21 protein-coding genes and 1 pseudogene are annotated in these 23,548 nt (G+C 65.3%); 18 read left to right on the forward strand and 4 right to left on the reverse strand.

The genetic code is table 11. The annotated features are described in order from the left end of the window. Nucleotides 1-113 precede the first annotated feature (113 nt). Complete coding sequence (gene istA, locus EV657_RS16745) at nucleotides 114-1,646, forward strand: IS21 family transposase (RefSeq protein ID WP_134078956.1); 1,533 nt, start codon at nucleotides 114-116, stop codon at nucleotides 1,644-1,646. 11 nt (nucleotides 1,647-1,657) lie between these two features. Continuing rightward, nucleotides 1,658-2,389, forward strand: coding sequence for an IS21-like element helper ATPase IstB (istB, locus tag EV657_RS16750; protein ID WP_134078958.1), 732 nt, complete (start codon nucleotides 1,658-1,660; stop codon nucleotides 2,387-2,389). A 331-nt stretch (nucleotides 2,390-2,720) separates the two neighbouring features. On the opposite strand, the gene EV657_RS16755 is transcribed toward istB, so the two are convergent. After that, a complete protein-coding gene (locus EV657_RS16755) occupies nucleotides 2,721-4,499 on the reverse strand; it encodes an SLC13 family permease (RefSeq protein WP_166673727.1) in 1,779 nt (592 codons plus the stop codon). A gap of 355 nt (nucleotides 4,500-4,854) precedes the next feature. Between EV657_RS16755 and EV657_RS16760 the strand changes: the two genes are divergently transcribed. From EV657_RS16760 to EV657_RS16780, 5 genes are all read left to right on the forward strand, one after another. Beyond that, nucleotides 4,855-6,195: a DUF7986 domain-containing protein gene (locus tag EV657_RS16760; RefSeq protein WP_134078961.1), complete on the forward strand. Its 1,341-nt coding sequence runs from the start codon at nucleotides 4,855-4,857 to the stop codon at nucleotides 6,193-6,195. A 334-nt stretch (nucleotides 6,196-6,529) separates the two neighbouring features. Continuing rightward, entirely contained in the window at nucleotides 6,530-7,480 is a 951-nt protein-coding gene (locus EV657_RS16765; protein ID WP_243837694.1) for a substrate binding domain-containing protein, read from the forward strand. Between the two features lie 257 nt (nucleotides 7,481-7,737). Next, entirely contained in the window at nucleotides 7,738-8,748 is a 1,011-nt protein-coding gene (locus tag EV657_RS16770; RefSeq protein WP_134078962.1) for an HlyD family secretion protein, read from the forward strand. Nucleotides 8,749-8,758: 10 nt separating this feature from the next. Next, on the forward strand, nucleotides 8,759-11,500 hold the full coding sequence (gene rbbA, locus EV657_RS16775) for a ribosome-associated ATPase/putative transporter RbbA (RefSeq protein WP_134078964.1): 2,742 nt from the start codon (nucleotides 8,759-8,761) through the stop codon (nucleotides 11,498-11,500). A gap of 3 nt (nucleotides 11,501-11,503) precedes the next feature. Next, nucleotides 11,504-12,628: an ABC transporter permease gene (locus tag EV657_RS16780; RefSeq protein ID WP_134078965.1), complete on the forward strand. Its 1,125-nt coding sequence runs from the start codon at nucleotides 11,504-11,506 to the stop codon at nucleotides 12,626-12,628. Between the two features lie 282 nt (nucleotides 12,629-12,910). On the opposite strand, the gene EV657_RS16785 is transcribed toward EV657_RS16780, so the two are convergent. From EV657_RS16785 to EV657_RS16790, 3 genes and pseudogenes are all read right to left on the reverse strand, one after another. Continuing rightward, nucleotides 12,911-13,669 (reverse strand): tetratricopeptide repeat protein, encoded by a 759-nt coding sequence (locus EV657_RS16785; protein WP_243837696.1) that lies wholly within the window; start codon nucleotides 13,667-13,669, stop codon nucleotides 12,911-12,913. Nucleotides 13,670-13,756: 87 nt separating this feature from the next. Beyond that, nucleotides 13,757-13,978 (reverse strand): annotated as a pseudogene (locus tag EV657_RS22750) (DUF4236 domain-containing protein); the annotation flags it as partial. A gap of 114 nt (nucleotides 13,979-14,092) precedes the next feature. Beyond that, the gene (locus EV657_RS16790) at nucleotides 14,093-14,368 is read right to left on the reverse strand and encodes a hypothetical protein (RefSeq protein ID WP_134078968.1); all 276 of its coding nucleotides are present in this window, start codon (nucleotides 14,366-14,368) and stop codon (nucleotides 14,093-14,095) included. A 194-nt stretch (nucleotides 14,369-14,562) separates the two neighbouring features. On the opposite strand from EV657_RS16790, the gene EV657_RS16795 reads away from it, so the two are divergent. The 11 genes from EV657_RS16795 (at nucleotide 14,563) to EV657_RS16845 (ending at nucleotide 23,463) form a co-directional block, all read left to right on the forward strand. Further along, on the forward strand, nucleotides 14,563-14,922 hold the full coding sequence (locus EV657_RS16795) for a hypothetical protein (protein WP_134078970.1): 360 nt from the start codon (nucleotides 14,563-14,565) through the stop codon (nucleotides 14,920-14,922). A gap of 130 nt (nucleotides 14,923-15,052) precedes the next feature. Continuing rightward, on the forward strand, nucleotides 15,053-15,631 hold the full coding sequence (locus tag EV657_RS16800) for a lytic transglycosylase domain-containing protein (protein ID WP_425057265.1): 579 nt from the start codon (nucleotides 15,053-15,055) through the stop codon (nucleotides 15,629-15,631). After that, entirely contained in the window at nucleotides 15,628-15,918 is a 291-nt protein-coding gene (locus EV657_RS16805) for a TrbC/VirB2 family protein (protein ID WP_072244820.1), read from the forward strand. Before EV657_RS16800 ends, EV657_RS16805 begins: the two co-directional genes overlap by 4 nt. Nucleotides 15,919-15,927: 9 nt before the next feature. Next, nucleotides 15,928-16,206: a VirB3 family type IV secretion system protein gene (locus EV657_RS16810; RefSeq protein WP_071676063.1), complete on the forward strand. Its 279-nt coding sequence runs from the start codon at nucleotides 15,928-15,930 to the stop codon at nucleotides 16,204-16,206. Continuing rightward, entirely contained in the window at nucleotides 16,196-18,580 is a 2,385-nt protein-coding gene (locus tag EV657_RS16815; RefSeq protein ID WP_134078971.1) for a VirB4 family type IV secretion/conjugal transfer ATPase, read from the forward strand. The genes EV657_RS16810 and EV657_RS16815 overlap by 11 nt, the downstream gene beginning before the upstream one ends. Then, nucleotides 18,577-18,792, forward strand: coding sequence for a hypothetical protein (locus EV657_RS16820; RefSeq protein WP_134078973.1), 216 nt, complete (start codon nucleotides 18,577-18,579; stop codon nucleotides 18,790-18,792). Before EV657_RS16815 ends, EV657_RS16820 begins: the two co-directional genes overlap by 4 nt. Before the next feature lie 4 nt (nucleotides 18,793-18,796). Then, entirely contained in the window at nucleotides 18,797-19,963 is a 1,167-nt protein-coding gene (locus tag EV657_RS16825; protein ID WP_134078975.1) for a lytic transglycosylase domain-containing protein, read from the forward strand. Further along, nucleotides 19,960-20,757: a type IV secretion system protein gene (locus EV657_RS16830; RefSeq protein ID WP_134078976.1), complete on the forward strand. Its 798-nt coding sequence runs from the start codon at nucleotides 19,960-19,962 to the stop codon at nucleotides 20,755-20,757. The genes EV657_RS16825 and EV657_RS16830 overlap by 4 nt, the downstream gene beginning before the upstream one ends. Before the next feature lie 26 nt (nucleotides 20,758-20,783). Next, on the forward strand, nucleotides 20,784-21,431 hold the full coding sequence (locus EV657_RS16835) for a VirB8 family type IV secretion system protein (protein WP_134078992.1): 648 nt from the start codon (nucleotides 20,784-20,786) through the stop codon (nucleotides 21,429-21,431). Further along, nucleotides 21,428-22,141 carry a TrbG/VirB9 family P-type conjugative transfer protein gene (locus EV657_RS16840; RefSeq protein ID WP_166673729.1) on the forward strand — a complete coding sequence of 238 codons (714 nt, stop codon included), beginning with the start codon at nucleotides 21,428-21,430 and terminating at the stop codon, nucleotides 22,139-22,141. Before EV657_RS16835 ends, EV657_RS16840 begins: the two co-directional genes overlap by 4 nt. Beyond that, on the forward strand, nucleotides 22,138-23,463 hold the full coding sequence (locus EV657_RS16845; protein WP_134078978.1) for a TraB/TrbI/VirB10 family type IV secretion system protein: 1,326 nt from the start codon (nucleotides 22,138-22,140) through the stop codon (nucleotides 23,461-23,463). The genes EV657_RS16840 and EV657_RS16845 overlap by 4 nt, the downstream gene beginning before the upstream one ends. Nucleotides 23,464-23,548 lie beyond the last annotated feature (85 nt).

Here is a 23,548-nt window from a genome sequence, read left to right on the forward strand (position 1 = left end):
CACGGATTCCGGGGTATCCGGTCACCCCGGCATCCGGCCGAGAGATGCGCTGCTGGGCGATCGTGCAGCGGGGTAGCCTTGCCGTCTTCGAGGACGAGCAGGGAAGCCCTAGAATGAGACGATTGCCGATGCGCAAGATTGCAGAAGCCCTTCGCCTGAAGGCCGCCGGGCTGTCGACGCGGAAGATTGCCGTGAGCCTGAATGTGGGCCAGTCGACGGTCAGCGAGTATCTCAAACGTGCGCAGATGGCCGGGATGTCCTGGCCGCTGCCCGACGGGATCGACGAGGCCGCGCTCGAGCGCCGGCTGTTTCATCCGTTCGGGGAGGCGACGCGGCGCGGGCTGGCGCAACCGGACTGGCCGGCGGTGCATGTCCAGATGCGGCAGAGAGGGGTCACCCTGTCGTTGGTCTGGGAGGAATACCGCGCCGCCCATCCGGACGATGGCTACGGCTACAGCCGGTTTTGCGAGCTTTACCGCCGCTGGGAAGGTCGGCTGTCGCCCACCATGCGCCAGCACCACGTCGCGGGCGAGCGTGTCTTCGTCGATTATGCCGGTGACACCTTGGAGATTGTCGATGGCGAGACCGGCGAGGTGCGCGCGGCGCAGATTCTCGTCGGCGTGCTGGGGACGTCGAACTACACCTTTGTCGAGGCGAGCTGGACGCAGAGCCTGCCGGACTGGATCGGCGCCCATGTCCGGATGCTGGCCTTCTTCGGCGGCGTACCCGACCAGATCGCGTCGGACAATCTCAAGGCCGGCGTAACGAAGGCCTGCTTTCACGAGCCGCAGATCAATCGCACCTATGCCGAGATGGCGGCGCATTACGGCACGGCGATCCTGCCCGCGCGCCCGTACAAGCCGCGCGACAAGGCGAAGGTCGAGGTCGGCGTGCTGCTGGTCCAGCGCTGGATCATCGCGCGGCTGCGCAAGCGGCGGTTCTTCTCGCTATCCGAACTCAATGCCGCGATCCGCGATCTGCTGCCCGGCCTGAACGGCAAGGTAACCCGCCATCTCGGTGCCAGCCGCCAGGCCCTGTTCGACCAACTGGACAAGCCGGCGCTGAAACCGCTGCCCGACAGCCCCTACGACTATGCCGACTGGCTCGAACGGCGCGCCGGGCTCGATTACCATGTCGAGGTCGAGAAGCATTACTACTCGGTCCCGCATACGCTTCTGAAGAAGACCCTCTGGGTCCGGATTGCCGCCCGGACCGTCGAGATTTTTCATGAAGGCCAGCGGGTTGCCTCCCATGTCCGGACCTCGGGCAACCGCAAGCATACCACCGTGGCCGCGCATATGCCCGCGAGCCATCGCCGCTATGCCGGCATGACGCCCGCCGAGATCAGCCGCCGGGCCGAACAGATCGGCCCCAACACCGCTGCCCTGGTGGAGCTGATCCTGAGAACGAAACCGCATCCCGAACAGGGCTACCGGGCCTGCCTCGGGATCGTCAGCCTCGCCAAGCCCCATGGCCGCGATGCCCTCGAAGCCGCCTGCCTGCGCGCCCACGAGATCGGCGGGCAGAGCTACAGCTCGGTCAAATCGATCCTGCAGAACAACCTGCATCGCCAACGGCCCGAAACGCCCGCGGAGGGGCCGGTGATCACCCATCCCAACATCCGCGGCTCCGGATATTTCCAGTGAGAGGAGACATCATGCTTGACCATCCAACCCTCGACCGGCTGCGGGCGCTCAAGCTCGACGGCATGGCCGAGGCATTCATCGAACTGCAGAAGCAGGACGGCGCCGCCGATCTCAGCCATGCCGAATGGCTGGGCCTGCTGATCGACCGCGAGGCCGCCAATCGCGCCAACAAGCGCTACCAGAGCCGGATGCGCGCCGCGAAGCTGCGCCAGGCCGGGGCCGCCATCGAGGATGTCGACTTCCGCACCCCGCGCAAGCTCGACCGCGACCTCTTCCGCCAGCTGGCCGAGGGAGACTGGATCGCGCAGCGGCAGAATCTGATCGTCACGGGACCGTGCGGGGTCGGGAAAACCTGGCTTTCCTGCGCCCTCGGCCAGAAGGCCGCCCGCGACGGGCGCAGCGTCCTCTATCACCGCTTGCCGCGTCTCTTCGCCGATCTCGAGCTCGCCCATGGCGACGGCCGGTTTCCGCGCCTGTTCCGCCAACTCGTCCGCACCGACCTTCTGATCCTGGATGACTGGGGTCCCGACCGGCTGACGGCACAAAACCGGCGCGACCTGATGGAAATCGTCGAGGACCGCTACAAAAACGGCTCGATTGTCATCACCAGCCAGTTGCCCGTCGAAGCATGGGACGAGGGCGTCGGCGAGCCGACCTTTGCCGACGCCATCCTCGACCGGCTGGTTCACAACGCCCACCGGCTTCCCCTCGACGGGCCCTCGATGCGGAAGAACGAAACATGACGCAGGCCCCGATCACCGCCGCGCGCGCCGCCGCGCCAGCGTCATGGGGCGCGCACGGCGCCGCGCGCGGCTCCCGTATCGCCAGAACCGAAACCCTTGACCGGCCCGACCGGAAACGACATCAAAAACCCACGCCCAGCGGCGTCGTCTCGCGGTGACCGGATACCCCGGAACAGCTGACCGGATGTCGTCGGAATGACCGACCGGATGCTCCGGAATGCGCAACAGGTCATCGAGGGCGTCACATTCACCGACGGCGTCGCCGCGTTCACACCGAAACACGCGCCGCCTGATCAGGCCGCGTCACCCATAATCGGGCATAGCTCTGCCGTCAGAACGGAAAGACGACGGGTATGATGAAATACGCAATGGTCGCGATGCCGAGCGTCAGCGGCACGCCGACCTTCAGAAAGTCGGCAAACCTGTAACTGCCCGGACTGACCACCAGAGTCACCACCGGTGACGAGACAGGCGAGGCAAAGCCCGCCGATCCCGCGATCAGCACCGCGATGGCCATCGGCACCGGCGAGACCCCCATCGACAGCGCGGCGTTTACCGCAATCGGCCCCACCAGCACCAGCGTCGCGGTGTTCGAGAGGATCCAGCTCAGGGACATCGTCAGGAAGAACAGCGCCATCATGACCGCCCGCGGACTGTCGTCGCCCGCCATCTGCAACAGCGCGGTCACGATCATGTCGGCGCCGCCGGTCTTGTCCAGCGCCGTGGAAAGCGGCAGCATGCCCGCGATCACCACCAGCGTATCCAGACGGATCGATCGATAGGCTTGGCTGGTAGAGATGGTGCCGCTCATCACGGCCGCAATCGCCGCCAGGATCACCGCGATCGTGATCGAAAGCCCCCCGATCGAAACCGCGATCATGCCGAACAGGATGATGAGCGCGATCCACAGTTTGCTTGAATTCGGCACCGACCGCGCCCGCTCGGCCGGCTCTTCGAGAATGACGAAGTCGCGGGTGGCGGCATTGATCCCGTCCAGCTTTGACCACGGGCCGGCGACCAGCAGCCGGTCACTTCCGCGCAAGGGGGTCGTCTGGAGGTCGGACACCGGCCTGGCGTCGCGCAGGATATCCAGCACCTCGAGCCCGTAACTTTCGCGGAACGCCAGATCGGCCAGGGTTGAACCCCGGATACCGGCCTCGGGGTGGATCATCACCTCCATGACCCCGAGCGTGTCGATCCATCTGTTCATGTCGTCGTAGAACGAACCGGCCGGCGCGACACCGGGCGTCTGGGCAAACCGGGCAAGGTCGGCCTCGCTGCCAGTCACGACAACCAGGTCATCACGCTGCAACTCCATTCCGATCGAGAACAGCGTCACATGCGGGGTACCGCGCGGGCCGCGGCGCCAACGCGACAGGATCCGTGGCGCGGCGACGGTCAGGTCACGCGCGGCGCTGCCGGCAAAGCTTTTCTCGATCCGCATGACCTCGGCCCGGTCCAGGCCATGAATGCGGAACATTTCGGCAAGGGATCGGTCGCTGCGCCGTGGCTGGTCGGCACCGTTGGCCGTCAGCGGGCCAAGCATGTGACGGCCGACAAAGACAAAGAACAGCACCGTGAGGGCCAGAATGGTAACACCGATGATGCTGAAGCTGAAAAAGCCAAGCGGCTGGCCGGTGGCATCGCGCAGCGCGTCGGAAACCGCCAGGTTGCCGGGCGTGCCGATCAGCGTCAGCATGCCGGAAATGAGGGCGCCGAACGCCATCGGCAACAGCAGACGGGCGGCGTTGATGCCCGAGTCGCGGGCGATGCGCAGGACGATGGGGATAAAGATCGCCACCACCGCCGTCGAGGACATCACCGACCCCAACACCGCGGCGCCAACGCAAAGCGGCACCATCAGCCGCACTTCCCGGCCCCGGCCGTATCTCAGGATCTGGTCGCCTACCGTGCGGGCGACGCCGGTCCGCTCCAGCATCTCGCCGACGACGAACAATCCTGCAACCATGATGATGATGGTCGCCCCGAACCCCGCAACAGCCTCGGCCGGACTGAGAATTCCCGAAAGCGCTAGGGTCACAAGCACGAAGAGCGCGATCAGGTCATAGCGCACCCGGTTCGACGCCATCATGATTGCGGCCAGGCCCATCAGGTAGAAAACAAGTGTCGAGTCGCTTGGCACGGACGATCTCCGGGTTGTGAGGGTATCACAGCCCTAAATGATCAAAACAAAGGGTTCCATCGATCAGGTGACCGCGCATTGCGGCCGCTCGGGCATGGTGCAGGATTCGGTGTTCTCGGCCTTGCCGACGTCGGATGCCGCGCGGGATTGCCGCGCACCGTTCGCGGTCGAGCGGCACGGACGGACTCCCACCTGTTCGGGCCGTGTCCACCTTTGATCGGTCGCCATACCGCGCGGTTCTTCCGCGCCGTTCCGCCACGGGCTTGCCCGGCTCAACGGGTCGTCCTACGGATAGGGCAGCGGCTCCGAGGGGAGGACACCGGTGAAACAGGGGCATGACCTCGGCGGGATCATCGATTTCGCCCATCGCGACGAGGCCTGGGCCGAGCGGCTGGCCGGGGTCGTGGACGAGCATTTCCTGCCGGCGCTGGAGGAGTTCGACCTCGACTTCGAAGACCTGGCCGACATCCTCGGGGACCAGGCACCCTGGACCCTCTGGGGCTGCGCCTTCGAGGATTTCCTGTCCCGCCGCTGGCACCCCGACGGGCAGAACATCGCCGAAACCTACCTCAAGCGGCGGGGCTGGACGGAGAAGGTGCTGAACCGCGCCTATATCGAGGGCCTCCGCGACGCCCATGTCAGCCTGCACGAGGTGACCGAGGTGGTCCCCGGCACCAGCATGGTGCTGCGCGACCTGCTGACCGGGGCGGATCCCGTGACCGTGCGGGAAAAAAGCGCGACGCGGTCGCTGAAGCAATGGGACCGGGTCGCCGTCCGCGTGGTGCCGGTCCGCGATCACCACCTGGTCTCGGGCGGCCTGTTGCCCTTTTCGGCGGATGCGGTGGAGCTTCTGTTCGACGGGCTGCAGGATGCGCTGCGGCTGCGCAAGACCGAAACGCCGCGGCTGAGCGTTGAGCAGCTAAGGTCCGCGGCGCCGCTCTTCAGCAGCGCGTGGCTCTTCACCCATCTGCCCCGCTTGCTCGACCCGCAGATGCCGCACCTGACGAACACGGATGGCGAGGACCTGGAGTTCCACGAGCTTCGCTTTCCCTTCAAGGCGGGCGTGGTGCAGGCCCAGGTTGGCGCCGCGCTGGACGGGCTGGCCGACCTGTCGCCCGACGGCCCGAAAGCCTGGAACTGGCTCGCCCCGGCGAAGGGTGTTGCGAAGGGAAAGGGGCTGGCCCTCGGGACGTTCTCTGACGGCGGCAATGTACACGGTGCACTCCACCTGAAGGGCAAGGCTCTGATCCTGGAGGTGAATTCCGCGGAGCGCGAGCGCGGGGCGGCCCTGATCACGGCGGCTCTGGGCGATCTGCTGCGGCCTCCGCTGACCACGATCCAGACGGTGGACCAGGCCATGCGCGACCACGATGCCCGAGGCGGGCCGCTCGAGGAGCCGGACGAGATCCCGCCCAAGATCACCCGCCAGATCATGCAGGCGCATTTCGACCGGCACTACCGCGACACGCTCGACCAACCGATCCCCGCCCTCGGCGACAAGACCCCGCGCCAGGCTGTCCGAAGCACCGCGGGACGCAAGAAGGTCGTGGAGTGGCTGAAATACATCGAAAACCGCAGCGCGAAGGCCGAGGGCACGCCAATGGCCGGGTACGATTTCCGCTGGATGTGGGAGGAACTGGGGGTGCTTGACGAGAGGCGGTAAGGGCCGGGGGGGGGTAGGGGGGGAGATCGGCCCTCTCCGGACATTCGAGCTATGTGCAGCAAAGGTCCGGAGCCATCCCAAAGCGATTACAAGGCCATTTCCAAGCATGAGTCAGCTTCATGCCCCTATTCCGGACGTAGAACTAGCCGACAGGCAAACGCAGGTGGATGGGCGTGAAACCATGCAACCTAGCCAATGTAATTCGTGGCGGGAAAAAAGCGTGCCGAAATGAATATTGAAAGAATTTCTGCGCTCTCCCTCATTGAGAGCAGAAGATTGACACGCGGAGTGAAGGGTGCCCCTATCGCCGCATTTAGATCAGGCAGGTTGGGGCATGGTGTTCGGCATTTTCAGGAAGATGTTCGGGGGAGGAAAAGCCGCAGGGCGCGACAAGGATCTCCCCGCGGTCCGCGAGGCGGCCGGCTCAGGCGACGATGGCGCGGGTGGTGAGCGCCGCAGCCGCTTCGAGAATTTGGAACGGGAAACGAGGGGGCGCCTTGAGGCACAATCCCATGAGATGCCGGGGCAGGCTTACTTCAGCCAATTACAGGCCCTGCAGGAGGAGGGCGCGGCCTTTCTGCCCTACGCACGCGAGATCCTCGCGCAGTCAGAGGCCGCTCGCGCCGCGCTTGGCCTGAATGCGGAACGCCCCACGGGCACGCTGCGTTTCGCCGCGCCGAGTAGTTTTGCCCAACTGCACATCATGCGGCTTTTGCCCGCCTTTCATGCGGAATACCCCGACATCACGCTGGATCTGCGCCTGTCCGATACCCGGATGGACCTGATCGAAGGCAGCTTTGACCTCGCCCTGCGTAGCGCCCCCTTGCAGGACATTAGCCTGCGCGGCCGGAAGCTGGGGGATGACACACGTGTGCTTTGCGCCGCGCCCGAGTACCTCGCGCGGCGCGGCACGCCGAAAGAGCCGCAGGACCTGGATGGCCACGACCTGCTGTCGTGGCGCAGCGCCGCCCCTCGGGATCTGGTCGCGGGGAGCCGCCGCTTCACGCTCGACCCGGCGCGCATGACCTGCCGAACAATCCTCGACGACGGAACGGCACAACGCATCGCGACGCTTTCGGGCGGCGGGCTGTCGATCAACTCGCTATGGAGCATCGCGCATGAGATCCAAGCCGGGCGGCTGGTGCATGTATTGCAGGACTGGCGGCTCGACGATGCTTCGGTTCTGTGGCTGATCTATCCTCGATCCAACGTATTGACGCCCAAGGTACGGGTCTTCATGGATTTTCTGCTGGCGAGGCTGACACCAGCGCCTTGGCAACTTTGACAGGTGCCCGAAACAGGTAGCCAGTGACGGCACGGTCTGCATCCAGACCTGAATGCGAACCATCAGGATCTCTCATGTGGCCATCGCATGGAGGTAAGCTGTCGAGCACATGCAATGCGCAATCGGGCAACCAAACGCGGGATTTGACCTGACCTCATAGCGGGTTTTCATCGATGCAGCTTGGATATTTTGCGCAGTGAACTAAACGGTTTACATCGGGTTCGGTCCGATGCTGGAGCTATCGAAGGAATGTCACGATGCGTCTGCAAATCGGCCTCACCGCTGTTGCCATTTTTCTGGCCGCAGGCGGCTACATCCTCTGGACACAGTCGCAGGATGACGTGTTGCCGGTCGATATCGCCTACGGCAACGGCCAGATCGAGGCCGTGCAGGTCGATATCTCGTCCATGGTCGCCGGACGGATCGAGACGGTATCCGTGCGCGAGGGGGACATGGTCACGCCGGGTCAGGTCGTCTCGACGGTCGATGCCAAGATCATCGAGGCCCAACTGGCCCAGGCCAAGGCGCAGATCGCCGCCGCCGAGGCTGAGCGCGCCGCCGCCCAGGCGCAGATCGGCCAGATGGAGGCACTGCTGGCCCTCGCCCAGGAGGAGGAGGAGCGCAGCCGTGCCCTTGTCGCACGGGGCACCTCGCCGCAATCGAATCTCGACACGCTCAGCACCAATGTCGCCGTGGCCGAGGCCAATCTTGAGGCCGCGCGCGCCGCCCTTCTGGCCCATGAGCGCGCGGTTGACGCCGCGCGCGCTGCCGCAGATCAGATCGCGGCCAATCTCGAGGATACCGAGCTGACCGCCCCCACGGTCGGGCGCATCCTGTATCGTCTGGTCGAGCCGGGCGAGATCATCAGCGCGGGCGCGCGGGTGATGACCATGGTGGATCTGAGCGAAGTCTACCTTGAATTCTACCTGCCCGCGACGCAGGCGCACCGCCTTGCCATCGGGGATGAGGCGCGCATCAAGCTCGACGTCGTGGATGCCGTGGTGCCGGCCATCGTCACCTTTGTCTCGCCCGTATCGCAATTCACGCCGCGCACGGTCGAAACGGCGGACGAGCGTCAGAACCTCGTGTTCCGGGTCCGTGCCCGCGTGCCGCAGGAACTGGTCGAGGCCTATATCGACTACGTGCGCACCGGCATTCGCGGCGTGGCCTATGTGCGTCTTGCCCCCGAACCGGGGCAGGCCCCGTCCGACTGGCCCGCAGAGTTGCAGCTTGCCGATTTGTCCAATCTGCCCCTGCCACTGAACTGAGGGGCGTGCCATGTCGGGCCAACCCATCGTCATCGCGCAGGGGCTGACCCAAAGCTACGGCGAGACCTTAGCTTTGTCTGACGTGTCGTTGCAGGTTCCGACAGGCCGCATGGTCGGCCTGCTGGGGCCGGACGGGGTGGGGAAATCCACGCTGCTTGACCTGATCGCGGGCGCGCGGGTGATGCAGCAAGGGCAATTGCAGGTGCTGGGCGGCGACATGCGCGACGCGCGCCATCGCCGCCTTGCCGGGCCGCGCATCGCCTACATGCCGCAGGGGTTGGGGAAAAACCTCTATCACGCGCTGTCGGTGGCCGAGAATCTGGCCTTTTTCGGCACGCTGTTCGGGCTGGATCGCGCGGCGCGGCAGGCGCGCGCGGATCGGCTGACGCGGGCCACCGGGCTGCACCCGTTCATGGATCGCCCTGCCGGAAAACTTTCTGGCGGGATGAAGCAGAAGCTGGGCCTGTGCTGCTCGCTTCTGCATGATCCCGACCTGTTGATCCTGGACGAGCCGACAACCGGGGTCGATCCGCTGTCGCGGCGGCAGTTCTGGGATCTGATCGACACCATCCGCGCCGACCGGCCCGGCATGTCGGTGCTGGTCTCGACCGCCTATATGGACGAGGCCGAGCGCTTTGACTGGCTGGTGGCGATGGATGCCGGCCGCGTTCTGGCCACCGGCAGCCCGGGCGAGTTGAAGGCCAGCACCGGCGCGCCCGATATCGAACGCGCCTTCGTGCAACTGCTGCCCGAGGACAAGCGCGGCGACGGCACCACCTTGCAGATCCCGCCCCTACGCGATGACGGCGCAGCCCCGGCCATCGCGGCGCGCGGCCTCACCAAGCGGTTCGGCGATTTCACGGCCGTTTCGGATGTCAGTTTCGACATCCGCCCTGGCGAGATCTTCGGCTTTCTCGGCTCGAACGGCTGCGGCAAGACCACGACGATGAAGATGCTCACCGGCCTGTTGCCCATTACCGAGGGCGAGGCCGATCTGTTCGGCAAGCCGGTGGATGCCAGCGATCTGTCGGCGCGCAAGCGCGTCGGCTTCATGAGCCAGGCGTTTTCGCTGTATGGCGAATTGACCGTGCGCCAGAACCTCGACCTGCATGCGCGCCTGTTCGAATTGCCGTCCGATCATGCGGCGGCCCGCATCGACACGCTGTCGGCGCGGTTCGACCTTGGCCCCTACATGGCGGCGCGGGCGGGCACCTTGCCGCTTGGTCTGCGTCAGCGCTTGTCGCTGGCGGTCGCGGTGCTGCACGACCCCGAGGTTCTGATCCTCGACGAGCCGACCTCGGGCGTCGACCCGGTGGCGCGCGACGAATTCTGGGATCTGCTGGTCGAACTGTCGCGGGGGGACGGCGTGACGATCTTCATCTCGACTCATTTCATGAACGAGGCGATGCGCTGCGACCGCATCTCATTGATGCATGCGGGTCAGGTCATGGTCGTCGGAACCCCCGATGAAATCGCGGCCAACAGCCCCTCGGGCACGTTGGAAGAGGCGTTCGTGCAGCAGATCGAGGGCGCCATCGCCGCGGGCAACACCGGCACCGCGCCAGACCTTGCGCCGCCGCCGTCGCCCGCCGCGCCACACGCCGATGCGCCTGTACGCCCGGCGCGGTTCAGCATCACGCGCCTGTCGGCCATCGCCCTGCGCGAATGGCGCGAATTGATGCGCGACCCGATCCGGCTGGCCTTTGCGTTCTTCGGCTCGGTCTTTCTGACCATCGTCATCGCGCTGGGGATCTCGATGGATATCGAGGATATCACCATCGCCGCGCTGGATCAGGACCAGACCCCGGCCAGCCGCCAGTATCTACAGGCCTTCTACAGCTCGAACACCTTTCTCGAACAGCCCGAGATCCTGACCCGAGACGAGATGATCACCCGCATGAGCGCGGGCGATCTGACCGTCGCGATCGAGATCCCGCCGGGCTTTGGCCGCGACCTGCAACAGGACCACGAGGTCAGCGTCTCGACCTGGCTGGACGGGGCCAACACGACGCGCGCCGGCACGATCGAGGCCTATGTCGAGGCCGCCCACTACGCCGCCCTCGAAGATGCCTATCGCCGCGCAGGCTATGACCCCGACGAGCTGGCAACGTTCAACATCGAAAACCGCTATCGCTACAACCCCGCCTTTGAAAGCATCCGCGCCATCGGCCCGGCGGTGCCCGCGATCCTGCTGATGATGTTCCCCGCGATCCTGATGGCGCTGTCCGTAGCGCGCGAAAAGGAAATCGGGACCATCACCAATTTCTACGTCACCCCCACCAGCCGGGTCGAGTTTCTGGTGGGCAAGCAACTGCCCTATGTCGCGATCACTTTGGTGAACGGCGTCACCCTGCTGCTGGTCGTCAGCCTTGGGCTGGGGGTCGCCTTCGAGGGCAGCCTTGCGGCGCTGGTGGTCGGCTCGCTGCTGTATGGCGGGGCCGTCACGTCCTACGGGTTGCTGATCTCCAGCGCGACGCGCACGCAGGTCGCCGCTATTTTCGCCGCCGCCATCCTGTCGATGATGCCCACGGTGCAATTCTCGGGGATGATCCAGCCGATCTCGACCCTCGACGGGATCGGCCGCTTGATCGGCGAGGTCTGGCCCGCCAGCTATTTCATGCACCTGTCCGTGGGCGCCTACACCAAGGGGCTGAGCTTCGTGCAACTGCTGCCCGACATGCTGGCGCTGGCCGCGTTCATCCCGGTCTTCCTGATCCCCGCGCTGCTGTTGCTGCGCAAGCAGGAGCGTTAGGCCATGGGCGCGTTGAAACACATCTTCTGGCTGGGCACCAAGGAACTGCGCGCCGTGCTGAGCGATACGATGATGGTGGGGCTGATCCTGTTCACCTTTACAGGCATGGTCTACATGCAGGCCACCGCCCTGCCGGAAAACGTCAACCACGCCTCGATCGCCATCGTTGACGAAGACAACTCCAGCCTGTCGCGGCAGATCGCCAACGCCTTCTACCCGCCCTACTTCCAGCCGCCCGAGCAGATCGAGGCGGGCATGGTCGATGCCGCGCTGGATGCCGGTGCCTACCTGTTCGTCATCAGCATCCCCAATGGGTTCGAGGCCGATCTGCGCCGAGGTCATCAGCCCGAGATCCAGCTTGATATCGACGCCACGGCGGTGATGCAGGCCGGGCTGGGCGATGCCTATATCCAGAACATCGTGAATGACGAGGTCACGCGCTACCTGTCGCGCGCCGACGCCGAGACCGATCTGGCCATCGGCAACGAGATTCACCGCGCCTTCAACCCCAATGGCACGATGAGCTGGTTCAACGCGCTGACCGGCATCCTCGATTTCCTGAACATCATCATCATCATGCTGACCGGTGCGGCGCTGGTGCGCGAGCGCGAGCATGGCACGATCGAACACCTGATGGTCATGCCCCTGCACGCGGTCGAGATCGCGCTGGCCAAGATCTGGGCCAACGGGCTGATCGTGCTGGTGGCCTTTGGCCTTTCGATGAGCGTGGTGGTCGAGGGCTGGCTGAACGTGCCGGTGGCCGGGTCCCGCTGGGTGTTGATGCTGGGCGCGACGCTCTACCTGTTCGCGGCCAGTGCCATCGGCATCCTGCTGGGCACGGTGGCGCGCAGCATGGCGCAATTCGCGCTGCTGGTATTGCTGGTGGTGATCCCGATGATGCTGCTGTCCGGCGGCATCAGCCCGGTCGAAAGCCAGCCCGAGATATTGCAACCCTTCACCGCCCTACTGCCGTCGCGCCACTACATGTCCTTTTCGCAGGCCGTCGTTTTCCGTGGTGCCGGGTTGGACGTGGTCTGGCCCGACCTCTTGCGCATCGCCGGTATGGGCGTGGTGTTCCTGCTTTGCAGCTTGTTGGTCTTTCGCCGGTCATTGAGCGCCGCAAGCTAAGCGCCCGCGCCTCGGCAATTCGCTGGCTGGCGCATACGAGTATCTTCGCTCTGTGCTCCGTTCGCTCGCAACTATTCGGCCACATTGCCATGCCGCTTTCTTCGAACGACACAGCGGCTGCCAGCCAAGACAGCTGAAAGCTCAACCAAGCGTAAAAATGCCGCCCTGTTGCGCACCCCGTACGCTTGCGCCCGTCGTGGCGAAAGTCCGCTTCGGCTCTTTGTCGTGTCGTAGTTCGATGACGCAGCGAAAGTCCGCTCTCCGCCCATTGCGTCGAACGCTTCACCTCAATCCCAGTCTCTCAGCCAACCCATCGAACTCCGGTGCTTCCGCATAGAGCTTCTCGAACTCACGCCGTGCCTGGGCCTTGCGACCCACGCGTGCGTAAAGCTCGGCGCGGTCGTGACGGATCTGATGGAAGAGACGATCGGGGCGGTCCTTGCGACGTCGGCCAGCGCGGGTCAGCACATCGATGGCGGCGTCGGGCAGGCCGCGGGCGGCGAGCGCCCGAGCACGGTAGAGCAGAATGCCTGTGTCGATCGGCGTGTCGTTCTGGGTGGCGGCGGTCAGGGCGATCACCCGGTCCAGAAGGTCGTGATCGTGGGGGGTGTCGAGTGCGATCTGGACGAAGGACAAGAGTACGATGGGGTCCTCCGGCGCTATGACCATCAGCCGCTCGAGATGCTGCGCCGCGCCTTCGGCGTCTCCGCGCGCCTCGCACAGCTCCACCAACGCAAGCCGTGTGCCGCGCTCGGTGGGGGAGATATGAGCAAAGATGCCTTTGGCGATCGGCAGGGTACTTTGCGGCGAGAGGTCATATTTTGCGAACAGCGCGCCGAGCCTGTCGCCCGCCGCAAGCGCGCTTTGTAGATGCCCGCGCGCCTGCGCAAATGCCTCCTGCTTCAAACGCATCATGCCGGCCATCCAGGCCGCGTCGGGCAGATCGCTTGCGGCTTCCAGCTGGGACAATGCCGCATCCTCATCACCATCGTTGAGCGCACACAGCCCGTCTATGAAGGCCTTTTCCTCGGGTGGGGTCACGAGCCTTCGGAAAAACCCGAGGGACAGTTTGTCCCGCGTTGAGGTGGCTGCACGCGCGCCCTTGCGATCCTGGATGGTGTAGAAGAGGCCTGTGCCCGGAAGGCCGAGTGTGGTTCGGTTCCCCCGGGGGCTGACGGTGTATTTGGCACCGCGCGGTCCAAACGATAGAGATGCCGTCGATTTCGAGAGGTTCAGCGTCACCCCGGGCGCAAGACGGATACGTTGCCAGAAACGCAAAGACGCGGGGCGTAAATCCTTTCGGTAAATTGGCCGGAGACGAACCCTGATTGAACCGCATCGCTGCCGCACAGGCAACCGATGCGTGGAGGCCTTGGACGCGATCCAGGCCGAACATGCTCCAACAAAATCATCACTGTATCATCGGCACAGGATCAAGGGCGGCCCGTGCCAGCGGAACGGGGGCTACTCGACAGCCTCGATGAACCGCCCGTAGTCCTCGCTCACTTCCCTGGCCTCAACAAAGGCCCGCGCGCGTTCCTCGTCGATGCAACGGAAATACTCCTGCACATCGGCGATGTAGGCTTCGAAATCCCCCCGGATCAGGTCCGCATAGGTGCGCATGTCTTCTCGGGACGCGGGCAGGAACGGCCGTTCGGGCGGGATGCAGGCATAGGCCGGGCCACTCACCACAAGGACGGTGATCAGCAGCGCGAGGGGGATGTTGCACGCACAGGACATGTGCAGGGCAAAACTCCTTTTCCGCCTTTAAGATCACGATTTTGTCAGCTATCACCGTTATTGGAGCAAGGCAATCTGTGTCAAGTCGTTTTAATTGTCTTGCTATCGCTCATGTTGTCTTGTATCGCCCGCGGTGTTGCGACCCCGTGGGCCCGAGACTGCACCCAGGCAGAAGAAGGACCCAAGGGAAGGCCATGATAGAAGAAGCACCGAATGTGGTTACAGAAGACGGGCTGCGCGGCCTCTTGGCCCAAGGCTATCTCATCGAGGTGGTCTGCAAGGAAGGCGCCGAGAAGCGCCATAACAGCTGGTACGGCGCCTGGGTCATCCGGGCGGTTGCCCCGGATGGAGGGGACGACAAGATGCTCGTCACCAGCCGCAGCGTTCTCAAGCTGCGCGATTTCAAGACCATCGTCGGCCTTGTCAGCTTTCTTGCCGACATGGGCTGCACGACTGCCAGCATCCCGCTCGTCGAGGGTGCCCGCGAACGCCACGCAGCCCCCGGGCGCACGCCTGAGCCGCGGACTGGCCCGGTTCTGGTCAAGGACAACTGACCGCGCGTTTGCGCTCGTCGTTGCACTGGGTACAGGTGTTTGTTCCGCACCCTTGGCCCTTGCCGACGGTTTCATCTTCCAGGTCAGTCCCGATGGTCGACTGATCGACACGGCCGAGTCCACGAGCACTCTGCGTTCGTTCACCGGCGAAGACGATGCCCAGACTGGGCCCCTTCCAGATCGTCTCTTTCTCTTTGCCGCACCGCAGTCCCATGGGGATGATGATCCCCTGAGCGATGTAACGGCTGCCGCAGCGATTGCCCCGCGCGCCATCCGCGCCGCCCCCGAAATCCTCCACGCCATCGAGACCACGGCGCTGCGTTACGGCAGCCATGACGCTCTACGTCAGGCGGGCCTGTCGGTCACCGATTGGGCGCTTTTCTACCGCGCCAATATCGAGGTCGAGAGCGCCTACAATCCCGGTGCGCGCAGCCCGGTCGGGGCCATCGGACTCGGCCAGCTGATGCCCGATACCGCGCGCGATCTCGGCGTCGATCCCCATGACATCGCCCAGAACCTCGACGGCTCGGCGCGTTACCTTTTGATGATGCTCGAGCAGTTCGGCGATCCCGCGCTGGCGCTTGCGGCCTACAATGCCGGTCCCCATGCGGTCACCCGCCATGGCGGCATTCCCCCCTTTCGAGAAACCCAAGGCCATGTGGCCCGTGTGACAGCCGTGTTCCAGCGGCTGAGAGGAGACCTGTCGTGACGTCCAAATCTTCCCTTGTCGCGCTCGGCGCGATGGCCCTCATCGTGCTGGCAGGACCGGCGCTTGCGCAAAGCATCGACCTCTCGCCCGTGCAGACGCTGCTGCAGGGCATCGTCGATGCGATCACCGGTCCTTTGGGCATCGTGATCGGCACGCTCGCGCTGATCGGCGTGTTCCTCTCCTGGCTCTTCGGCATCCTCGATTTCCGTCAGGCACTTTGGGTCGTGGTCGCGATCGCGGGCATCGCCGCGGCACCCACCATCGTCGCCGCCATCTGGACCACCTGAGCTCCGTCCATGGCTGACCAGTCCCGTGTGTTCATCGGCCTTCTCAGGCCACCCAAGCTGATGGGCTTGCCGATCATGTACGCCATGGTCTGGCTCTTCGGCTCGACGCTTCTTTTCCTTTGGGTCCAGAGCTGGGTGGTGGCCGTCTTCGCGGGGCTGGCCTGGCCGGCGCTCTGGAAAGCCGCGGACTGGGATCCGAACTTCCTCGACGTCTTGGTGATCACCTTGCAGGAAACCCCGCCCACGGCGAACCGCAAGCTGCACGGGGGCGACAGCTATGCCCCGTGATGGAATTGCCGATGATGTGGCCGACGCCCTCGATCCGCTGACCGCGCTGCCTGCGTGGGTCAAGGGCGAGAAGCGGCTCTCGACGATGCTGCCCTATGTGAGCCTCGTGACCGACCGGACGATCCGAACGCGCGGCAACGAGCTGATGCAATGCATCCGGCTGGAAGGGGTGAACAGCACCACGAGCGAGGATGCGCATCTCGACCGGATCGGCGGGCTTCTCGCCGGCATCGTCGCGCAGGTCGGAACCGAGTTCTCCTTCTACCTGCACAAGGTCTCGAAAGCGGTCGACGTGACCCTGCCGCCCATCCCGGGCGAGGGCTTCGTGGCCGCCGTCGACCAGCGCTGGCGCACGCATCTGGGTCAATCTGGCCTTCGCGACAAGACGCTGACCCTGACCGTGCTGAAGCGCCCAGAAGCGGGCAGCCGCTTGCCGTTCGGTCTGGGGACATCCCGCGCGCGGCATTCGGCGGATACGACCCGGCGCTTGCGCAAGCTCGACGAAGTCGTGGGGTTTTTGCTGTCGTCCTTCGATGAGCTGAAGCCTCGCCTGCTTGCCGCCAGCAACGGGGAGCTTCTGGGCTTCCTCGGCTCCCTCAACACAGGCGAGGAGCACCCGCTCTTCCCGCGGTCGCGCCTCGGCGTGATCGCCGAGGATGTCGCCAACACCCGCGTCACCTTCCGCGGCACGACCATTGCCCTTTCCGACGGTGCCGTCGGCGACAAGTTGGGCGCGATCTTTGCGGTGAAGAACTACCCCGCCAAGACCGACAGCCTCATGCTCGACGAGCTGAACCTTCCCGTCGACATGGTGGTCACCCACTCTTTCGTGCCGATCAACGCCAACATCATGGCGGGCCGGATCAAGCGGCAGCTGCGGCTTATGCAGGCCGCCAATGACGGGGCTGTCAGCCTCGCGCAGGAGCTGGAACTCGCCCAGGACGATCTGGAATCGAAGCGTCTGATCTTCGGCGAGCACCACATGACGGTGGCCGTCTACGCGCGCAGCCAGGCCGCACTCGACGACATCGCAGCCGAAATCCGCAACATCTCCGCGACCTCCGGCATCAACCTGATCTCGGAGGCCTTCGGGGCGCGGGCGCATTTCATGGCGCAGCATCCCGGCAACACTGGGGCGCGTAGCCGCAAGGCTGCGATCACGAACCACAACTTCGCCGACCTCGCCACTTTCCACCGCACCCCACTCGGTAAGGCCGGGCATGAAGTGCCTTGGGGCGTGCCGATCACGCTTTTCCCGACGCCCGAGCGCAGTGGCTTTCGCTTCAACTTCCACGAACAGGGCGCACCGGATCGCGAACCCACGGGAGGCCACACGCTGATCCTTGGCCGCCCCGGCTCGGGCAAATCCGTGCTGGCGGCTTTCCTGATGACCATGGCCCGGCGCGCTGGTGCGCGGGTCTTCGTCTTCGACTATCGCGCGGGTATGGAAATGGCCGTCCGCGCGCTTGGCGGCAGTTATTCGACCGTGCGGGCAGGGCGACCCACGGGGCTCAATCCCCTGCAGACCGAGATAGATGCCCGCGGTCAGGCGTGGTTGGCCGATTGGCTGGCAAGCCTCCTCGAGCGCCGCGACCGGCCGCTGACCCCAGTGCAGACCAACCGCCTGCAAGAGGTCGTGCGCCAGAACGCGAGTGCCGGAAACGCAGGCCTGCGGAACTGGTCGGATTTCGCTTCGCTCCTCGTCTCCACCGATGACGAGGGCGATCTTTTCGAGCGAATGCAGGAATGGACGGCCGAGGGCCGCTACGGCTGGATCTTCGGGGCCAATGCCGAGGACAGCTTCAGCATCGACGGGGACGTCGCTGGCTTCGATCTGACCGGCATCCTCGATTCCGAGAGCGAGCGGGAACGCATGGCGGTCCTGTCGTACCTGTTCCGACGGGTCGAGCGCGTGATCGAGGATCGCAAGCCCACGATCATCGTCATCGACGAGGCCTGGAAGGCGCTCGACAACGCCTACTTCGCGGAGCGGCTCTCGAACTGGCTGGTGACCGCGCGCAAGCAGAACGCCGTCGTCGTGATGATGACCCAATATGCCAGCCAGCTCGAACGTACCCGGACCGGCAAGACCATCGTGGAAGCCGTGCCGACGCAGGTGCTCTTGCCCAACATCCGCGCCTCGGCTGCCGATTACGCGATGCTCGGCCTCAGCGAGAAAGAACTCGACGTTCTTCTGGGCGTCGGCTCCGCCTCGCGCCTGGCTCTCGTGCGCGATGACCGGGGTTCCGTCGTGATCGACGCTGATCTCAGCGCCCTCGGCCCGCTCGTGACCATCCTTGGCGGCATGGAGAAAGGCGAGGCCCTCGTTGGCTCCGACTACCGGGACCGCCCTGATTTCTGGAGAGTGACATGACCCGTACCATCATCCGCAGCGCCGTGCTGCTTGGCCTCGGCCTGACCCTGACAGCCTGCGCGCAACATAACCCTGCTCAGGCCAACTGCTTCAACTTCCGCGATACGCCCGCACGAGGTGCAACCGCCACGACGACGATCTCGACCATGGGGGCCGCCGTTACGCGCCGCGACACGGCCTGCGATTTCGTGATGCTGGGGGCTAGCGGCTAAGCCCATGCGGAACTGGCTTTCCCTCTCGATGGTCAGCCTTGCGCTGGCTGGTCCCACGGCGGGGCCAGCGGCCGCCCAAGGCGTGCCGACCTTCGATCTGCGCCTGTTTGCCGAACGACAGGCAATCCTCGAACAGACAGATCGCGACGTGGCACTTCAGCAGGACCGGCTAAGCCGGGAGGAGGAACTGGCCGAGATCGAGCGCCAGCAACTCGCCTCGCTCGAAGGGCTCATGGATGCCATGTCCCTCGGCTCGGGCGATGTCGCAGGCACCGTGGCCGGGCTCGAGGCGGGGCAGGGGGTGGTTGACGAGATCGAAAGCGCAGCCGCCAGCCTCTATGCGCCCGAGGACAACAACCCGGCCGCAGCCCGGATGTTCGGCGATGCCCGGGAAGGGGTGGAGGAGCTGATCATCCGAGCGGCGCGTCACACCCACAGCCTGCCCGGCGTAAGCCGCGCGGGGCTCTCACTCGTGCAATGGCGCTGCCTGCTGCAGGCGCTGATCTGGCAGGAAAGCCGCTTCCAGATCGGGGCGCGCTCCCCTGTGGGGGCGTTTGGCCTCACCCAGATCATGCCCGGCACGGCGGGCGATCTCGGGATCTACCCCGCCTATTACGACGACCCGTACCTGCAGGTCACCGGCGGCGCGCGCTACCTCGCGCAGATGCTGAACATGTTCGATGGCAACATCATCCACGCGCTTGCGGCCTACAACGCAGGCCCGGGCAACGTGCAAGACTACGGCGGTGTACCGCCCTTCGCGGAAACCCAGCATTACGTTGTGGTGATCCCGCAGCAGTACAACAGCTATCTCGCCGCCGTGGGTGGCATCGATGCGCTCGGCACCATCGACCCTGTCCTTTTGGCGAATGCGAGTTTCAGCCTCTCGGCCCATGGGGCGGGTGTCTACGGCGACTACTCGCTGGTCTCGGTCCGCGCGGCCGCCTTGCGGGTGCAGGACATCATCACCCGCATCGGTGAGACCGAAGACCTGCACGAGGCGATCGCGCTCAACACCTATGCGCGCGCCGAGCTTGCCCGGCTGGTCGCGATCCGCACCCGGATCAAGGCCGCCCATACCCAGCCGCTCAGCGAGGAACAACTCGCCATGGCCGCAGCCCAAGCCGCCGAGCGGCAGTTCATGGATTTCACCCAGGAGACATTGCGATGAGAAGGCCACTGCGCATTTCCCTTACCACTACCGCCGCGACCCTCGCGCTTGGCCTTGCCCTCGCGGGCCCCGTCGCCGCACAGGGCGTGCCCACGGTCGACACCCAGAACATCGCCCAGGAAATCCGCCAGCTTCAGCAGATGCTGCAGGATTTCGGGATCCAGACCGATCTTCTGGACAATGCGCTCGAACAACTGGAGACGCTGCAAGGCCAGCTCGATCAGCTGAACGAAATGTATGCCTCGCTCACCGGGCCGCGCAGTATCCTTGGGTTGGCCATGGGCGGCGATCTCGACAACCTGTTGCAAGCTAATTTCGAAGACATCCCAGGCCTGATCCGCGGCATCCAGGCGGGCGACTGGTCGAGCCTGATCGGCCCCAATGCAGGGCCCCTGCGCACGCAGATGGAACAGGCGCTGGCCAGTGCGGGCTTCGATGAGGATTCACTCCGCGAGATCGCCACCAGCGGCAATCCAGGCGCGGAAGGTGTTGCGACCCGCGCCACGACCGGCGCCGTGATGTCGGCCGCAGCCCAGAACAGCCACGCCGAGGCGGCCCAATCGCTGGAGCGCGTCGAGCAACTCGTCTCCCTGATCCCCGACATGCAGGACCTGAAGGCGTCGATGGACCACAATACCCGCGTCACGGCGGAACTCGCCATCGCCATGACGCGGATGTGGGAGCTTGAAGCGATCCAGACCCTCGGCGCGGGTAATGCGGGCGTCGTGGACGCGGCCACCGTCGCCGAAGAGCGCCGCTACATGGACTTCACCCTGCCGAGCCTCGCGCCATGAGCAAGGCACCAGATATGACGGCAGGCATGAGCACGCGCGAACTGGTCGAGGAGGAACTGATCCATGGCGCACTGCGCCGGGAGCAGCTCTGGCGGATGATCGGCCTTGGTGGGGCGGGCTTTGGCGTTTTCGGCTGCCTTGCGGCCGCTGCTGTCGCCCTGATGGTCGAGACGCCCCCACCGGTCGTCGTGCCCTATGATCCCGCCACGGGTCTGGCCCTGCCGAATGCAACGGTTGAGACGGTATCGCTTGCCGAGCGCCCGGCCATCATCGAGGCGCAGATCTATCGCTACATTCTGGATCGCGAGGCGTACAACCAGCTCGACAACGATCTACGCGTGCGCCGTGTGTTGGCGCAATCCAGCGGTGCTGCCGAGGCCAGCATGCGCGCCATGTGGACCTCGGGGCAGGAGAGCTACCCGCCGACCCGCTACGGCCCAGCCGCAGAGATGGCCGTCGAGATCGCCTCGATCACGCTCATCGGGGACAACCGCGCGCAGGTGCGTCTCAGAAAGCGCCTGACCAGCCCGCAAGGGGCGCAGGACGGATCCTTCACCGCAACATTGATGTTCGCTTTTCAGCCCGAACGGACCCGTTCGATCGACGATGTCTGGCAGAACCCCTTCGGCTTCACCGTCACCCAATATGCCATCCGATCGGACCGATCCGAATGACCTCTGTTCCAGTTCTCACATCCGTTCACGCCCTTCTCGTCGCTGGTGCCCTCGCGCTCTCCGCACCCGCAGCCTTTGCCGAGACCACGCCGCGCCCCGGTCCCCATGACAACCGCGTCCGGATCGCCACCTGGACCGAGGGGCAGGTCTACCGGATCGTCACCACCCTGACCCGGGTCACCACCGTCGAATTCGGCGAGGGGGAGACCATCCGCTCGATCATCGCGGGCGATACGGTGGGCTTCCAGTTCGACGGTGTGCCGGGCGGACGCGCCTTCGCGATCAAGCCTGCAGCCTCGGGTGTGGCCACCAACATCACGGTCTACACGAACCGCCGCTCCTACTATTTCCATGTGGTCGAGGCGCGCGAGACCCCGCATTACGTCGTGCAGTTCCGCTATCCCGAGAGCCGCGTTCAACCGGCCCGGGCGGTCGCGGCAGAGGCGCCGAACGCGAACTATGCCGTCAGCGCCCGGGAGGAGTTCACACCGACAGCCATCTGGGATGACGGCACCTTCACCTACTTCCGCTTCGCGCGGAACGCGCCGGTCCCGGCGATCTTCCGCTATGCCAATGGTGGCGAGCGGGCGGTGAACAGCACGGCACTCGAGGACGGTGTCATCCGTGTCTCGGGTGTGAACCGCCAATGGGTCCTGCGCCTCGGGGAAGACGAGGTCTGCGTTCAGGATATGGGTGGACCCACGTCATGAGCCAGGACACCGAAGACCTGTCCGCGCGCCTGGCGGCTCTTGAAGCAACGGGCGACAAGAAGCGTGGTGCCGCACGGCCTTCCCCGCTGGCCGCCATCCTCGGCGTGGCGGGGATCGTGGCCGTGGGCGGCCTGGCATGGGCCGCCCTGCAGCCATCGCCGGAAGCGCCTCTGCCGACTGCCGCCCCCGAAGAGTTCCAGACCGCGGGATCGGGCTTCGGCGACCTCTCCCCCATGCCCGTTGCAGAGCCTGCGCCGCCGCCGGCCGAGACCGGTCCCTCTGCCTCGGAACTGGCGCTGATGGAAAGCCTCGCGACGCTTCGGGCGGAACTCGAAGACCTGCGCGCGCGGCCTGTCGAGGCATCGGACAGCGGCGCGGAGCAGGCTATCGCCGATCTCACGGCGCAGATCGCGGCGCTGCAGGAGGCCTCGACCGAGGCGCAGCGCGCGCTCGAGCGGCAATTGACCGAACGCGACCGCGAGCTCGACCAGCTGCGCATGGACCTCGAAGTCGCGCGGCTGACCCCGCCTGCCCCCACCGACCTCGGGCCGAACGAGGAAGAGTTGCGGCTCGCCGAACTTGAGCGCCGCCGCATCGCGGAGGCCGAAGCCCGGGCCGAACGCATCGCCTCGCCCATGATCGCGTTTTCCGGGATGGGGGCAGGGACCGACCGAGAGAACAGCCTTGAAGCCGCGCGCCTGAATGAGGACGAAGCCTTCGTGCGCGCGGGCGCCAGACCTGCCGCAGTGACGCGGGCCGAAGTGATCGTGAACCCCGGCAACACCGTCGTGCAGGGCACGATGATCCAGGCCGTGACCGAGACGGCGCTCGACAGCACGCTGCCCGGTGCAATCCGGGCCATCGTCTCGGAAGATGTGCATTCCTTCGACGGCGCGCGGGTCCTGATCCCGCGCGGTGCACGTCTTGTGGGGCGCTATCGCTCCGATGTGGCGCTCGCGCAGTCGCGAGTCATGGTGGCTTGGGACCGCATCATCCTGCCCGACAACCAGACAGTCGAGATCAGCGCCTTTGGTGGCGACGAGCTCGGCCGCACCGGCACCACCGGCTTTGTCGACACCCGCTTTGCGCAGCGCTTCGGTTCGGCCGCACTGATCTCCCTGATCGGGGCCTTGCCCGCAGCCGCAGCCGGACAGATCGAGGATGAGGCTGCGGCCGACATCGCGAGCGACGTGGGCACCGACCTGCGCGACAGCACCCAAAGCGTCATGCAGGACTATCTGGCGATCCGCCCCGTGATCCATGTCGATCAGGGCACGCGGATCACGGTCATGGTCGACCGCGATCTGGAGATCTTGTTTTAGAATGACCCCAGCTCTCACACAGTTTGCGGGGGTTGCCGGCCGGGCAGATCAACCCGGTCGGCAGCGGGGGACGGATCGATCTGGA

This window comes from Rhodovulum visakhapatnamense (assembly GCF_004365965.1).
In the GTDB taxonomy this organism is placed as follows: domain Bacteria; phylum Pseudomonadota; class Alphaproteobacteria; order Rhodobacterales; family Rhodobacteraceae; genus Rhodovulum; species Rhodovulum visakhapatnamense.

What these genes read in the sequence shown, in the direction of transcription:
- rbbA (WP_134078964.1), top strand. Translation starts at nt 8,759, where the DNA reads ATGTCGGGCCAACCCATCGTCATCGCGCAGGGGCTGACCCAAAGCTAC.
- istA (WP_134078956.1), top strand. Translation starts at nt 114, where the DNA reads ATGAGACGATTGCCGATGCGCAAGATTGCAGAAGCCCTTCGCCTGAAG.
- EV657_RS16780 (WP_134078965.1), top strand. Translation starts at nt 11,504, where the DNA reads ATGGGCGCGTTGAAACACATCTTCTGGCTGGGCACCAAGGAACTGCGC.
- EV657_RS16815 (WP_134078971.1), top strand. Translation starts at nt 16,196, where the DNA reads ATGCCCCGTGATGGAATTGCCGATGATGTGGCCGACGCCCTCGATCCG.
- EV657_RS16755 (WP_166673727.1), bottom strand. Translation starts at nt 4,499, where the DNA reads ATGGGCCTGGCCGCAATCATGATGGCGTCGAACCGGGTGCGCTATGAC.
- EV657_RS16765 (WP_243837694.1), top strand. Translation starts at nt 6,530, where the DNA reads ATGGTGTTCGGCATTTTCAGGAAGATGTTCGGGGGAGGAAAAGCCGCA.
- EV657_RS16790 (WP_134078968.1), bottom strand. Translation starts at nt 14,368, where the DNA reads ATGTCCTGTGCGTGCAACATCCCCCTCGCGCTGCTGATCACCGTCCTT.
- istB (WP_134078958.1), top strand. Translation starts at nt 1,658, where the DNA reads ATGCTTGACCATCCAACCCTCGACCGGCTGCGGGCGCTCAAGCTCGAC.
- EV657_RS16795 (WP_134078970.1), top strand. Translation starts at nt 14,563, where the DNA reads ATGATAGAAGAAGCACCGAATGTGGTTACAGAAGACGGGCTGCGCGGC.
- EV657_RS16825 (WP_134078975.1), top strand. Translation starts at nt 18,797, where the DNA reads ATGCGGAACTGGCTTTCCCTCTCGATGGTCAGCCTTGCGCTGGCTGGT.
- EV657_RS16810 (WP_071676063.1), top strand. Translation starts at nt 15,928, where the DNA reads ATGGCTGACCAGTCCCGTGTGTTCATCGGCCTTCTCAGGCCACCCAAG.
- EV657_RS16820 (WP_134078973.1), top strand. Translation starts at nt 18,577, where the DNA reads ATGACCCGTACCATCATCCGCAGCGCCGTGCTGCTTGGCCTCGGCCTG.
- EV657_RS16830 (WP_134078976.1), top strand. Translation starts at nt 19,960, where the DNA reads ATGAGAAGGCCACTGCGCATTTCCCTTACCACTACCGCCGCGACCCTC.
- EV657_RS16840 (WP_166673729.1), top strand. Translation starts at nt 21,428, where the DNA reads ATGACCTCTGTTCCAGTTCTCACATCCGTTCACGCCCTTCTCGTCGCT.
- EV657_RS16845 (WP_134078978.1), top strand. Translation starts at nt 22,138, where the DNA reads ATGAGCCAGGACACCGAAGACCTGTCCGCGCGCCTGGCGGCTCTTGAA.
- EV657_RS16770 (WP_134078962.1), top strand. Translation starts at nt 7,738, where the DNA reads ATGCGTCTGCAAATCGGCCTCACCGCTGTTGCCATTTTTCTGGCCGCA.
- EV657_RS16835 (WP_134078992.1), top strand. Translation starts at nt 20,784, where the DNA reads ATGAGCACGCGCGAACTGGTCGAGGAGGAACTGATCCATGGCGCACTG.